Source organism: Klebsiella sp. RHBSTW-00484 (assembly GCF_013705725.1).
Lineage (GTDB): Bacteria > Pseudomonadota > Gammaproteobacteria > Enterobacterales > Enterobacteriaceae > Klebsiella.
This window is the reverse complement of record NZ_CP055481.1, coordinates 2,023,876-2,037,374: the sequence shown is the minus strand read 5'-3', so window position 1 is coordinate 2,037,374 and position 13,499 is coordinate 2,023,876. Positions and strand designations below refer to the sequence as shown.

Annotated in this window: 13 protein-coding genes and 1 tRNA gene; 8 read left to right on the top strand and 6 right to left on the bottom strand. The window is 53.3% G+C overall.

Translation table 11 applies throughout. The annotated features are described in order from the left end of the window. A complete protein-coding gene (gene yejF / locus HV213_RS09755; protein WP_181485541.1) occupies window positions 1-1,590 on the top strand; it encodes a microcin C ABC transporter ATP-binding protein YejF in 1,590 nt (529 codons plus the stop codon). 3 nt (window positions 1,591-1,593) lie between these two features. On the opposite strand, the gene HV213_RS09750 is transcribed toward yejF, so the two are convergent. The 3 genes from HV213_RS09750 to rsuA form a co-directional block, all read right to left on the bottom strand. Continuing rightward, the gene (locus tag HV213_RS09750; protein WP_181485540.1) at window positions 1,594-1,938 is read right to left on the bottom strand and encodes a YejG family protein; all 345 of its coding nucleotides are present in this window, start codon (window positions 1,936-1,938) and stop codon (window positions 1,594-1,596) included. Between the two features lie 329 nt (window positions 1,939-2,267). Next, window positions 2,268-3,464: a Bcr/CflA family multidrug efflux MFS transporter gene (locus HV213_RS09745; protein ID WP_181485539.1), complete on the bottom strand. Its 1,197-nt coding sequence runs from the start codon at window positions 3,462-3,464 to the stop codon at window positions 2,268-2,270. Continuing rightward, on the bottom strand, window positions 3,461-4,180 hold the full coding sequence (gene rsuA, locus HV213_RS09740; protein ID WP_181485538.1) for a 16S rRNA pseudouridine(516) synthase RsuA: 720 nt from the start codon (window positions 4,178-4,180) through the stop codon (window positions 3,461-3,463). The genes HV213_RS09745 and rsuA overlap by 4 nt, the downstream gene beginning before the upstream one ends. 149 nt (window positions 4,181-4,329) lie before the next feature. Between rsuA and HV213_RS09735 the strand changes: the two genes are divergently transcribed. Both HV213_RS09735 and rplY read left to right on the top strand, forming a co-directional pair. Next, window positions 4,330-6,087 carry a DEAD/DEAH box helicase gene (locus HV213_RS09735; protein WP_181485537.1) on the top strand — a complete coding sequence of 586 codons (1,758 nt, stop codon included), beginning with the start codon at window positions 4,330-4,332 and terminating at the stop codon, window positions 6,085-6,087. Between the two features lie 138 nt (window positions 6,088-6,225). After that, window positions 6,226-6,510, top strand: coding sequence for a 50S ribosomal protein L25 (gene rplY / locus HV213_RS09730; protein ID WP_181485536.1), 285 nt, complete (start codon window positions 6,226-6,228; stop codon window positions 6,508-6,510). A gap of 57 nt (window positions 6,511-6,567) precedes the next feature. Here the strand turns inward: rplY and HV213_RS09725 are convergent, their stop codons facing one another. Then, on the bottom strand, window positions 6,568-7,164 hold the full coding sequence (locus HV213_RS09725; protein WP_181485535.1) for an NUDIX domain-containing protein: 597 nt from the start codon (window positions 7,162-7,164) through the stop codon (window positions 6,568-6,570). Window positions 7,165-7,245: 81 nt separating this feature from the next. Between HV213_RS09725 and HV213_RS09720 the strand changes: the two genes are divergently transcribed. Continuing rightward, window positions 7,246-8,004 carry a DeoR/GlpR family DNA-binding transcription regulator gene (locus tag HV213_RS09720; protein WP_181486373.1) on the top strand — a complete coding sequence of 253 codons (759 nt, stop codon included), beginning with the start codon at window positions 7,246-7,248 and terminating at the stop codon, window positions 8,002-8,004. A 64-nt stretch (window positions 8,005-8,068) separates the two neighbouring features. Here the strand turns inward: HV213_RS09720 and yejK are convergent, their stop codons facing one another. Next, a complete protein-coding gene (yejK, locus tag HV213_RS09715) occupies window positions 8,069-9,076 on the bottom strand; it encodes a nucleoid-associated protein YejK (RefSeq protein ID WP_181485534.1) in 1,008 nt (335 codons plus the stop codon). Window positions 9,077-9,254: 178 nt separating this feature from the next. Here yejK and HV213_RS09710 point away from each other — a divergent pair, with 178 nt between their 5' ends. The 4 genes from HV213_RS09710 (at window position 9,255) to HV213_RS09695 (ending at window position 12,838) form a co-directional block, all read left to right on the top strand. Continuing rightward, window positions 9,255-9,482: a YejL family protein gene (locus HV213_RS09710; protein WP_112213214.1), complete on the top strand. Its 228-nt coding sequence runs from the start codon at window positions 9,255-9,257 to the stop codon at window positions 9,480-9,482. A gap of 19 nt (window positions 9,483-9,501) precedes the next feature. After that, window positions 9,502-11,262, top strand: a complete 1,761-nt coding sequence (yejM, locus tag HV213_RS09705; RefSeq protein ID WP_181485533.1) for an LPS biosynthesis-modulating metalloenzyme YejM — start codon at window positions 9,502-9,504, stop codon at window positions 11,260-11,262. Window positions 11,263-11,339: 77 nt separating this feature from the next. Beyond that, window positions 11,340-11,416, top strand: a tRNA-Pro gene (locus HV213_RS09700). A 315-nt stretch (window positions 11,417-11,731) separates the two neighbouring features. Next, window positions 11,732-12,838, top strand: coding sequence for an AI-2E family transporter (locus HV213_RS09695; RefSeq protein WP_181485532.1), 1,107 nt, complete (start codon window positions 11,732-11,734; stop codon window positions 12,836-12,838). A gap of 60 nt (window positions 12,839-12,898) precedes the next feature. Here the strand turns inward: HV213_RS09695 and HV213_RS09690 are convergent, their stop codons facing one another. Then, window positions 12,899-13,321 carry a hypothetical protein gene (locus HV213_RS09690; protein ID WP_181485531.1) on the bottom strand — a complete coding sequence of 141 codons (423 nt, stop codon included), beginning with the start codon at window positions 13,319-13,321 and terminating at the stop codon, window positions 12,899-12,901. Between the last annotated feature and the right edge of the window lie 178 nt (window positions 13,322-13,499).

Below are 13,499 nucleotides of genomic sequence, written 5' to 3'. Positions count from 1 at the left end.
ATGACGCAACCTCTGTTAGATATCGATAACCTCTCCATCGCCTTCCGCCAGCAGGGTGAAACCACCACCGTCGTCAGCGAGCTGTCGCTGCAAATCGCGGCGGGCGAAACCCTGGCGCTGGTGGGCGAATCCGGTTCCGGCAAAAGCGTTTCGGCGCTGTCGGTGCTACGCCTGCTGCCCTCACCGCCGGTCAGCTATCCTAGCGGCGATATCCGTTTTCACGGTCAATCGCTGCTGCACGCTGATGAACACACCTTGCGCGGCGTGCGCGGTAACCGCATCGCGATGATCTTTCAGGAGCCGATGGTTTCGCTAAACCCGTTACATAACCTCGAAAAGCAGCTGTACGAAGTGCTCTCTTTGCACCGTGGTATGCGTAAAGAGGCGGCGCGCGGGGAGATCCTCGACTGTCTTGATCGCGTGGGGATCCGCAATGCGCCGCGGCGACTAGGCGATTATCCGCATCAGCTTTCCGGCGGCGAGCGCCAGCGGGTGATGATAGCCATGGCGCTGCTGACGCGCCCGGAGTTGCTTATTGCCGATGAACCCACTACCGCGCTGGATGTGTCGGTCCAGGCGCAAATCCTCGCGCTGCTGCGCGAACTTAAGCAAGAGCTCAACATGGGGCTGCTATTTATCACCCATAACCTGAGCATCGTACGCCAGCTCGCCGATCGCGTGGCGGTGATGCAAAACGGCCGCTGCGTCGAGCAAAATAGCTGTCAGGCGCTATTCTCTGCGCCTGAGCATCCTTATACTCGCCGCCTGCTGGATAGCGAGCCATCGGGCGATCCGGTGCCGCTGGATCCAAACGCGCCGGAGCTGCTGCGGGCGGAAAATTTGAGCATTGCTTTTCCTATACGCAAGGGGCTCCTGCGCCGGGTCGTCGATCATAATCGGGTGGTTAACGCCCTTAGCTTTCATTTACGCGCCGGAGAAACCCTTGGTCTGGTCGGCGAATCTGGCTCTGGCAAAAGCACCACTGGGCTGGCACTTCTGCGCCTGATTCACTCTGAGGGAACGATTAATTTTGATGGTGAGGCACTTCAGGGGCGCAATCGTCGTCAGATGCTGCCGCTACGCCGTCGTATGCAGGTTGTTTTTCAGGACCCTAACTCATCTCTGAATCCACGGCTCAATGTCCTGCAAATCATTGAAGAAGGGTTGCGCGTGCATCAACCGACGCTCACCCCTGCCGAGAGGGAGCAGGCGGTGATACAGGCGATGCAGGAGGTAGGACTGGACCCGCAATCTCGTCATCGCTATCCAGCCGCCTTTTCCGGTGGTCAGCGTCAGCGCATCGCTATCGCCAGGGCATTAGTGGTTAAGCCTCAGCTCATCGTGCTGGATGAGCCGACCTCGTCGCTGGATAAGACCGTACAGGCGCAAATTCTGGCCTTGCTGAAGGCGTTACAGCAAAAGCATCAGTTGGCCTATATTTTTATCAGCCACGACTTACGCGTAGTGCGGGCACTGTGTCATCAAGTCATGGTGCTGCGGCAGGGAGAGGTTATCGAGCAGGGGGAGTGCGAGCGCGTTTTTACCGCTCCGCAGCAGGAATATACCCGCCAGCTGCTGGCGCTAAGCTGACGGTCAGAATGGATTATTACCAGAGAAAGGTTCAGCAATCGCCACGCCGAAATTTTTCAGGCGACAGGTTGCAGCAAACTCGTCCTGGCGATTAACAAACAGGCATGGTTCCCCTTCGCATTCAACGATAGAGCTATCTACTTCGATGTCGCTGAGCGCCTGGCTAAGCTTATGCATGACCGACCATGCATTTTGGCCATCCGGACTCAGCAATTTTAAAGCAACAAGGCTGTTTTCGCTCTGCGCGCCGTTTTGCGGAATCGGTTCAACTCTTGAACCTGCAAAACCGGCCAGCCAGCGATAGTTCTGCGGCAGACGGTGTACGATAGAGAGTTGCAGTGTATTCACGTGTTTTCCCCGGAAGCAAAATACTTCACAATAATTTCACATCAATGCTAACACATTATTGACAAATAGTCCTGATTCCGCACGGAAAACGCTTACACCGGTATAATATCTGTGTTATTGGGTTGTAACTTAAAAGTTTAAAATCGTGCAGATTGAACATCTTCGGGCTATATGTACCCGTTTTTGTGATCTAAAACAACTTTTTTATCGCAACAATGCGACTTTTTAAGCGATCTGATTTTACATAAAACAAACAAATCACCAAACCAAGAAGCGGGTTTCGGTTGATATGCATCAAAAAAGGGGCGAAATCGCCCCCTTGATGTAGCTCAACGTGCGGCTTTTCGCCGTCGGCTGGCATAGAGATAAAAGAGAATGGAGCTGCTGGCACAGACGGCGATAGAAATCAGCATCGGCCAGGCGGTGGTAAAGGTCGCCATTGAGAGGAGTGCACCGACAATCGCCCCAATCCCGAAGCGGAAGGTTCCCGCCAGCGAAGAGGCCGTCCCTGCCATATGCGGAAATTCATCAAGAATAACCGCCATCGCGTTTGAAGAAACCATGGAAACGCAGCCGATAAACGCGGCAACACCAAACACTAACGCCCAAAAACCAACATCAAACAGCGCGCAGACCACCATCCACACGGCCATCGCGAACTGGATCCACAGCCCGGCGCGGAACATATTTACCGCCCCAACCCGCCGTACAAACCGGCTGTTGATCATGGTCATGACGAAAATGAAGACAACGTTCAGCGCAAAATAGTAGCCAAAGTGCTGCGGTGAAACGTGGTTGATATTGATATAGACAAACGGACCCGCGCTCAAAAACGAGAACATCCCGGCAAAGCTAAAACCGCTCGCCAGCATATAGCTCAGCACTCGTTTGTGGCGGAACAGGGTAGCAAAATTGCCAAGCGTAGTGCGGATATGAAACTTCTGTCGCCGCTCTGGCGGCAGGGTTTCGCTAATGAAGAAAGCGATCATCACCGACGCTAACAGCGCCGCCACCGCCAGGATCCAGAAAATTGCATGCCAGCTGAACCATACCAGCACCGCCCCGCCAACCATCGGCGCCACCAGCGGCGCGACGGTGGTCACCAGCATGACGAACGACATCATCCGCGAGAACTCTTCTTTTGGATAGATATCGCGCATCAGGGCGTTAATCACCACGCTTGCCGCCGCAGCCGCCAGGCCGTGGAAGAAGCGCATCGTAATCAACATATCGATAGTCTGCGACAGCGCGCAGGCCACCGCCGCCGCCGCGAAAACCAGCGTTCCGCCGAGAATAACCGGTTTACGCCCGATACTGTCAGCCATCGGGCCATATAAAAGCTGACCCACAGCAAAACCCAAAATATAGGTGCTGAGCGTCATCTGCGCGCTGCCATCAGGCACATTAAATTGCGCCGAAATCACCGGCAGCGCCGGGAGATACATATCAATCGACAGCGGCATCAACATGGCCAGCAGGCCAAGAATAAACACAATTCCTAATGACGAATTCTTCTTTGCCGTCACGTTTTACTCCGCGCATGTTGGCCGCCGACGCTGGCTATTTCAGCTTCCGTCAGCGGACGATATTCACCAGGGGCCAGCGATTCATCAAGGGCAATGTCGCCAATACGTTCGCGGTGTAACTCCACTACGTGGTTACCGACAGCGGCAAACATCCGCTTAACCTGATGGTAACGCCCTTCGCTAATGGTCAGGCGGACTTCGGTCGGCGTTACCACTTCCAGCACCGCTGGTTTGGTCAGCTCTTTCTCATTGTGCAGTTGAACGCCTTTAGCAAAGTGCTCGGCGGTGGTTTCATCAACCGGGTTTTCCAGCTCCACCAGATAGGTTTTTTCACAATGATGGCGCGGGGAAGTAATGCGGTGGGACCACTGACCATCATCGGTCATCAGCACCAGGCCGGTGGTGTCGATATCCAGACGTCCTGCAGCGTGCAGCTTGTGGGCCACCGGCTCATCGAGGAAATAGAGTACCGTCGGATGATCCGGATCGTCGGTAGAACAAACGTACCCCTGCGGCTTGTTGAGCATAAAGTAGCGCGGGCCATTTTGTTGAGTCAGCGTATTGCCGTCATACTCGACATCATGCTCCGGTAGAAGCTTGAAAGAAGAGTCTTTTACAATTTCGCCGTCCACGGTAACGCGGCTGCCGCGGATTTCACGCCCGGCAATAGCCCGACTAACGCCAAGTTGCTGAGCGATAAACTTATCAAGTCGCATGAGATTTTTTTAGCCTGTAAAGAGTGCTGGAGCGGGCAACGCGCCCGAAAAAGAAGAATATCACGGGTTAGTATAACGAGCTCTTAACACCACTCAAGGGAAAAGATTCGTGGCATACTATTCGCGAGTTAATTAACCGCCATAAATTCATGACTTTTACATTACGCCCCTACCAAAAAGAGGCGGTCGACGCCACGCTCGCCTGGTTTCGCCGCCACCATGAACCAGCCGCCATCGTCTTACCGACCGGCGCAGGTAAAAGCCTGGTCATCGCCGAACTGGCGCGGCTGGCGCGCGGTCGCGTGCTGGTGCTCGCTCACGTCAAAGAGCTGGTGGCGCAGAACCACGCAAAGTATCGCGCACTCGGCCTGGAGGCGGATATCTTCGCCGCGGGCCTGAAGCGTAAAGAGAGTCATGGCAAAGTGGTGTTTGGCAGCGTGCAATCGGTGGCCCGCAACCTTGACCAGTTCCAGGGCGAGTTTTCGCTGCTGATCGTCGATGAGTGCCACCGCATCAGCGACGACGATGACAGCCAGTATCAGCAGATCATCAGCCACCTTCAGCAGGTCAATCCGCATCTGCGTCTGCTTGGGCTTACCGCCACCCCTTTTCGCCTTGGTAAAGGCTGGATTTACCAATTTCATTATCACGGCATGGTACGTGGCGATGAAAAAGCGCTGTTTCGCGACTGCATCTACGAGCTGCCGCTGCGCTATATGATTAAGAACGGCTACCTGACGCCACCAGAGCGGCTGGATATGCCGGTGGTGCAGTATGACTTCAGCCGTCTCCAGGCACAAAGTAACGGCCTGTTTAGCGAGGCCGACCTGAACGTTGAGCTGAAAAAACAGCAGCGCGTCACGCCGCATATCGTCAGCCAGATCGTTGAATTTGCCCAAATGCGCAAAGGGGTGATGATTTTCGCCGCCACCGTCGAACATGCAAGCGAAGTGACTGGCTTGCTCCCGAGCGGTGAAGCAGCATTGATCACCGGCGAAACGCCGGGACCGGAGCGTGACCGAATTATTGAAGCGTTTAAGGCCCAGCAGTATCGCTATCTGGTCAACGTCGCGGTCCTGACCACCGGCTTTGATGCGCCGCATGTCGATCTGATCGCCATTCTGCGTCCTACCGAGTCGGTGAGTCTTTACCAACAAATCGTCGGTCGCGGCCTGCGCCTGTCGCCGGGCAAAACCGACTGTCTGATTCTCGACTACGCTGGTAACCCGCATGACCTGTACGCACCGGAAGTGGGCGCGCCTAAAGGGAAAAGCGATAACGTGCCGGTGCAAGTTTTCTGCCCGGCCTGTGGTTTCGCTAATACCTTCTGGGGAAAAACCACCGCCGATGGCACGCTGATTGAGCACTTTGGCCGCCGCTGCCAGGGCTGGTTTGAGGATGACGAAGGCCATCGCGAGCAGTGCGACTTTCGCTTCCGTTTTAAAAACTGTCCGCAGTGTAATGCAGAAAACGATATCGCCGCCCGCCGCTGCCGCGAATGCGACACTATCCTGGTCGACCCGGATGACATGCTCAAAGCGGCGCTGAAGCTGAAGGATGCGCTGGTATTGCGCTGTAGCGGTATGGACCTTCAGCACGGAGCGGATGACAAAGGCGCGTGGTTGAAAATCACCTATCATGACGAGGATGGCGCGGACGTAAGTGAGCGCTTCCGTCTGCATACACCCGCCCAGCGCATGGCCTTTGAACAGCTATTTATCCGCCCACACACCCGCACGCCTGGCGTGCCGCTGCGCTGGATAACGCCTGCTGATATCCTCACTCAGCAAGCACTTCTGCGCCATCCGGATTTTGTTGTGGCGCGTATGAAGGGGCAATACTGGCAGGTACGGGAAAAAGTATTCGATTATCAAGGGCGCTTTCGCCGGGCCAACGAGCTGCGCTAATCGCCCCAATGGCTGAGGTTTTCATTGCCGTATAAACGTTTGGCGGCTATAATGCCGCCCGCTTTTGTATTCGCAAAAGCAGATAATCTGCCTGCTGCTGGGTCGCCTGTTGCAGGATTTATATATAGAGAGACGTCAATGTTTACTATCAACGCAGAAGTACGTAAAGAGCAGGGTAAGGGTGCGAGCCGCCGCCTGCGTGCAGCTAACAAATTCCCGGCCATCATCTATGGCGGCGAAGCTGCGCCAGTTGCAATTGAACTGGAACAAGACAAAGTGTGGAACATGCAGACCAATGCTGAGTTCTACAGCGAAGTCCTGACCATCGTTGTTGATGGCAAAGAAGAGAAAGTTAAAGCTCAGGCTGTTCAGCGTCACCCGTTCAAGCCAAAACTGTCTCACATCGACTTCGTTCGCGCTTAATCGCCGACTGAACGTTGTATGGCAAACGCCCCGGCCCGCAAGGTCCGGGGCGTTTTGTTATGGGGCTAACAGTGTTGACGCATTCAGCGCCAGGTGCTGCAACAGCATAATCGTTTTCGCATCGACGATCTCTCCGTTGCGGATAGCCTCCAGGGCCTGCTCAAGCGGCCATTCCAGTACCTCAATATCCTCCCCTTCAGCAGCCAGTCCCCCACCATTGCTACGCCTGTCGTCCGAGGAGTATTCCGCAATGAAAAAGTAGAGCTTTTCCGTCACCGACCCGGGGCTCATATAGGCCGTAAATACCGGTTCAATACGCGTGACGCGAAAACCGGTCTCCTCTTCAGCCTCGGCGATGATCCGCTCCTCTGGCGAGACATTATCCAGTAGCCCGGCGGCAGCCTCGATCAAAAAACCGTCATGACCGTTAATCCACACCGGAAAGCGAAACTGACGAACCAGCACCACCGTTTGCTTTTCCCGGTTGTAGAGCAAAATCACCGCGCCATTACCGCGATCGTAGGCTTCCCGACTCTGCTCCTGCCAGCGCCCATCCCGACGCAATAACTCAAACGTGTAGGTTTTCAGCGTATACCAGTTGTCCGATAACAGCGTTTCGCGGATATGGCGAACGCGCGGCGCATCAGCGTGCATGTTTTTCCCCTTTTAGGTGACAGCGAGCACCATAACATGCATAATCGTGCACAAACAAGATCACTCATGAAGGTATTTTCGATGCTTGCCAGCCAGAGAAAACAGCAGATTTTGCATATCCTCGCCGAGGAAAAACAAGTGATGTCAGGCGATCTCAGTCAGCGTTTTAGCGTTTCAGAGGACTCCATTCGCCGGGATCTGCGAGAACTGGCTGCGGAAGGTAAATTGCAGCGGGTACACGGCGGTGCGCTGCCGGTTTCCGCGGCAATCGCGCCGATTGAAACAAGAAAAAACGTGCAAATTCCTTCAAAGCAGGCAATCGCTCAACGCGCAGTGGAACTTATTCAACCCGGTCAGGTGGTGATTATCGACGGCGGAACCACGACCGGAGAGATGGCGCGCCTGCTGCCGAATGACCTGGCGTGTACAGTGGTGACTCATAGCCCGGGGATCGCCGTCGAACTGGTGGAAAAACCGCTGATAGAAGTGATTTTGATTGGCGGTCGGCTATTCAAACATTCGGTGGTCAGCGTGGGCGCAAACGCGCTGGAAAGTATTTCCCGCATCAATGCCGACCTGTTTTTTATGGGCGTCACAGGCGTACATCATCGAGCCGGATTAACCACGGGTGATTATGAAGAAGCGGGGATTAAGCGCGCGCTCGCGGCACGAGCAGCCGAAACGGTGGTGATGGCATCACAAGAAAAACTCAACTCCGCTTCGGCCTTTACCATCGGCGAATTGAGCCTCGCTAGCACACTGATTGTGGATACGCCGTTAGATGATGTACTACGCCAGCAATTAGCCATTGATGGGGTAGAACCCCTTTACACCTTCTAGTTCACCGCTTTCAGGCCAGAGTCCAGAAGTAAAAATCCCGACTCATCGCCGGGATTTTTGTCATTTACTTTCCGCCGGAGGTTCGGCGCTGCAGCTGATCGCGTAAGTTCGGCGGGGTACCTTTAATGGTTAAGGTATCCGTTGCCGGATCCCAGAACACACGCTCACCCAGCAACATGGCATCAAAGTTGATGGATAACCCGCCACCGCTACCAGCAAACTTAGTTAACTGACGTAAAGTGCTGCGGTCTGCCGGGAAGCTCTCTTCCAGTTCATAGCCTTGTTCGGCGGTAAACTCCTGGAAGGTCTTCTCGCTGACGCCCGCCAGCTCTTTGGACAGAGATTCCAGCTCGATTTCCTCACCGGCTTGCAGCTGTTCGTTGCAGTAGCTGTAAACCTGCTGACGCACGTTCTGGCGCTCAGATTTATCCAGCTGCGCATCGGCGGCGAAATCATCCAGCGCCTGCAGCAGGCCACGGTTCTGCGCTTTTGCGTTCAACCCTTCGCTGGCGCCGAGGAAATCCATAAAGAAGTCGGCAACTTTACGCCCTACCCGGCCTTTTAAGAAGGTCAGATAACGGGTGGACTCCGGATTAGTTTCCCATTCGGTTAAATCAATACGCGCAACGATATCGGCGTGATTGATATCCAGATAGTGGGTGGAACTGATATCCAGCTCTTCATTAACTCGCATGCTGCTTAAGTTGTTCAGCACGGCTACCAGCAGATATTCGACCGCCAGATAACGATACTGACAAAACAGGACAATACCGCCTTCAGCAAAAGGATATTTCGCTAATTCGTCACGCAGGCGACCGGTCGCCGCTCGACTAAATGGCAGAAACTCCTCTTCACCCTGGCGCTGCTGACGCAGGGACTGAGCCAACTCGCTCTCTTCGGTGAACAAACCGTAGGCTTTATTTTTTGCGCTGTAGACACGATGCAGTTCGGCCATCATCTCCACAACCGTCGCAGTCGGTTCCAGCAATGACTCGCGCAGCACCAGTTCCAGATTTTGTTCATCACGTTTGATTAACTGATGCAGGGCAATCTGGTCGATATCCAGACTCATGTTAAACTCTCCTTTTAGACTGGGAAGTATTCAACCACTGCAGGGACGACGACGCAACCAGCACGTCGCTCTTTACGAGCAAGGCCGCACGCTTTTGCGCCGTGGCGAAAAAATGCGGAAAAAAAGCTGCCGCTACGGTAATATGTTGCCCTTTCACGAACAGACAGATTTTGAGTTTATGCCGCAAATATCCCGCTATAGCGATGAACAAGTCGAACAGCTGCTCAGCGAGCTGACGAGCGTTCTGGAAACACACAAAGCCCCCGTTGACCTTTCACTGATGGTGCTGGGCAATATGGTGACCAACCTGATCAATAGTAGCGTCGCGCCGGCGCAGCGTCAGGCCATCGCCCGTTCTTTTGCCCAGGCGTTGCAGTCATCTATCAACGACGATCCGGCGCACTAAGGATAACGAACAACAGTATATGGTGACTCTACGTCAGCCCTACCGAGAAAAAGTCTCCCAGATGGTCAGTTGGGGACATTGGTTCGCCCTGTTCAACATGTTGTTGGCAATGGCGCTCGGCAGTCGCTATCTTTTTGTCGCCGACTGGCCAACGACCCTTGCTGGACGTATTTTCTCGTACGTCAGCCTCGTCGGTCACTTCAGCTTTCTGGTTTTTACCAGCTATGTGCTGATCCTTTTCCCGCTGACTTTTATCGTCATCTCACAGCGTTTAATGCGTTTTATCTCGGTCATTCTGGCGACCGCAGGCATGACGCTGCTGCTGATCGATAGCGAAGTTTTCACCCGCTTCCACCTGCATCTCAACCCCTTTGTCTGGGAACTGGTGATTAACCCCGATCAGAACGAGATGGCCCGTGACTGGCAGCTGATGTTTATCAGCGTGCCCGTTATCTTCCTGCTGGAAATGCTCTTTGCAACCTGGAGCTGGCAGAAGCTACGCAGCCTGACGCGCCGCCGCCACTACGCCCGTCCGGTTGCCTGGTTCTTCTTTATCTCTTTTATTAGCAGCCATCTGGTCTATATCTGGGCGGATGCGAATTTCTATCGCCCGATAACCATGCAGCGGGCGAATCTGCCGCTTTCCTATCCGATGACGGCCCGCCGCTTCCTGGAAAAACACGGTTTACTTGACGCACAGGACTATCAGCGCCGTCTGGTAGAGCAAGGCGCACCGGAAGCGGTCTCGGTACAGTATCCGCTGAGCGATCTGCATTATCGCGATCTCGGCGCCGGTTATAACGTGTTGCTTATCACCGTTGATAACCTTAACTACTCCCGCTTTGAGAAAAACATGCCAGTGCTGGCCGGTTTCGCGAAAGAGAGCGTCAACTTCACCCAGCATATGAGCTCTGGTAACACCGCCGACAGCGGCTTCTTTGGCCTGTTCTACGGAATTTCTCCAGGCTATATGGATGGCGTATTGTCGGCCCGTATCCCTGCGGCGCTGATTACCTCGCTGAATCAGCAGGGCTATCAGTTGGGGCTGTTCTCATCAGACGGTTTTAGCAGCCCGCTTTATCGTCAGGCGCTGCTCTCAGACTTCTCGCTGCCGGTCGCGAAAACACAAAGCGATGAGCAAACAGCAAGCCAGTGGATTAACTGGCTGGATCGCTACGCCCTGGATGAAAACCGCTGGTTCTCATGGGTTTCGCTCAACGGCACCACCTTCGATAACGGTCAACAGCAAAACTTTGTTCGCCGCTACAGCCGCGCTGCTGGCGATGTCGACACGCAAATTGGCCGGGTACTGAACGCGCTGCGCGAATCAGGCAAACTGGACAACACGGTGGTTATCGTGACGGCAGGTCATGGTATGCCGCTGAATCCTCAGCATGAGCAGTTTGGCTGGTCTCGAGAACAACTGCAGGTTCCATTAGTGATTCACTGGCCCGGCACACCGGCACAGGAAATTACTACGCTGACGGATAACAAAGACGTAATGACGACGTTGATGCAACGTCTGCTGCACGTTTCCACTCCGGCAAACGAGTATTCCCAGGGTGAAGACCTGTTTAGCGCCGCCCGTCGTCGCGCCTGGGTAACCGCAGCCAACAGTGATACGCTGGCAATTACTACGCCAAGAGTCACCGTCGTGCTCAATCACAACGGGACTTACAATACCTGGAACAGCGAAGGTGAGAAGGTTAAGGCTCAAAAACCGCAGCTCAGCTTACTGCTGCAGGTGCTGACCGATGAAAAACGCTTCATCGCTAACTGATTGATTATTTATGAATCAATCAGTCATTTCCCGGCTTGCATTCAGTTGGGGAACGGGTAATATTGTTCCCCACAAATCGGCACGTAGCGCAGCCTGGTAGCGCATCGTCATGGGGTGGCGAGGGTCGAGAGTTCGAATCTCTCCGTGCCGACCAAATCATTCATCGGTAAGTTGTTTCAACGACCGGTAACCCCTTAAGAACCCGCATTCTCTTTGAGTTTGCGGGTTTTTTAATGCTCAATGATCCCATCTGTTTTTATCAAGAAACCGCCACCACTCCGATTGTAAATCGAGGAAAAACTTCTATTATTTTATGGTATACACCCTAAATAATTCGAGTTGCTTAAAGGCGGCAAGGGAGTGAGTCCCCAGGAGCATAGATAACTATGTGACTGGGGTGAGCGAGCGTAGCCAACACATAAGCAACTTGAAGTATGACGGGTACACGTCATTTCCCTGAAGGATTTACATGAGAGTTAATGGACTTACAAAAGGATTTTTCATCCTGATTCTGCTGATCGTCACCCTCGCGTTTTTCGACGTTCTTTCCCCTTATTATTCAGCTATTTTATGGGCGGCGATTCTGGCGGTCATCTTCAACCCCGTTAAGAACAAACTGCGTAGCCGCCTGAATGAGCGCAACGGGCTTGCGTCACTGCTTACCGTCGTCATTATTTGTCTGATCGTCTTCACCCCTCTGGCGATTATTCTCTCGTCGCTGGCCTTTGAATTGAATGTGGTTTACACCAAGCTACAGCACAACGACACTCAGTTTCCGACGGTAGTCGCCAGCCTATTTGCCCACCTGCCGGAATGGGCCCGCAGCTTCCTCTCTGAGCATAACCTGGATAGCGCCGACCAAATTCAGCAGCAGCTTTCTGACGTTGCCCTAAAAGGGGGTCAGTATCTTGCCGGGAGCGCATTCCTGATTGGCAAAGGTACCTTCGGTTTTACCGTCAGCTTCGGCATCATGCTCTATTTACTGTTTTTCCTGCTGAAAGATGGTCCCCAGTTGGTGAGGCAAATTCTTGAGTCTTTGCCACTGTCAAATCACGTTAAACAGCACCTGTTCGCCAAATTTGCCGCCGTCGCGCGGGCAACGGTAAAAGGAACCGTCGCGGTGGCGATTGCCCAGGGCGCGCTTGGCGGACTGGCATTCTGGATTGTCGGTATTGATGGCAGCATCTTGTGGGGCGCGCTGATGGCATTTCTGTCGCTTATCCCGGCGGTGGGCTCCGCGATTATCTGGGTCCCGGCGGCTGTCTATCTTTTTGCCACCGGACAGATATGGCAAGGTGCCTTTATCGTTGGCTTCTTCGTGATAGTGATAGGTCTGGTGGATAACATCCTCCGCCCTCTGCTGGTGGGCAAAGATACCAAAATGCCGGACTATCTGATCCTGATATCTACCCTTGGTGGGATGGAAATCTATGGTATCAATGGCTTTGTTATCGGCCCGCTGATTGCCGCGCTGTTTATCGCTTGCTGGAACCTTCTCTCCGGGCGCGATCACGCCGGGAATATCGATGAGATCGATGAGGATTTTTTGGAAGAGGGAAAAAACCGCGAGGAGTAGCGAACGCCCCTCAACAAACAGGGGGAAATTTCCCCCTGTTTGACGCCATGGCTTAACTGATTACTTGGCATAGCCCTTAAACACGCCATCCTGAGTCACAGCAATCTTACCATTAGCGTAAACGATAAAGTTATAAAGCCCCTGCTGATAAACGGTTGCGTCTTTATTCTTCTCGATAACTGCCGCCGGTTTACCATCAATGCTCAAGTCGGTACTGGTGCCTTTGATCTCCATACCGGCAAAATGCTTCGTTTTCGCCTTCGCGCTTTGGCCATGCTGCACCGCAGCGGCGGCGTTTTCTAACGCCTGCTTTTCATAGGCCGCATTCATAGTAGCCTGACGGTTTTGTTCCGCTAAATAGCAGCTGTCTTTGGAAATACCTTTGGCTTCGCAGTTTGCCAACCTCTGAGACTCGGAGGTACACCCCATCAAAACCGAAGAGACACCCAGCACGACAACCAGTAAAACTTTATTCACTTTCATCTACCATCACTCATATCAATTAGTCACATAAATAACAATTCCGTTTTTATTAATTCCCTTTATGAATCATTTTAGTTTATTGCCGAGGAAAATATCGAATGAAATAATTTCATAGGTTAATTAATTCATTTTTTGACTGCAATCAACGTAAAAATCCCACTCATCAATAATAGCTTCA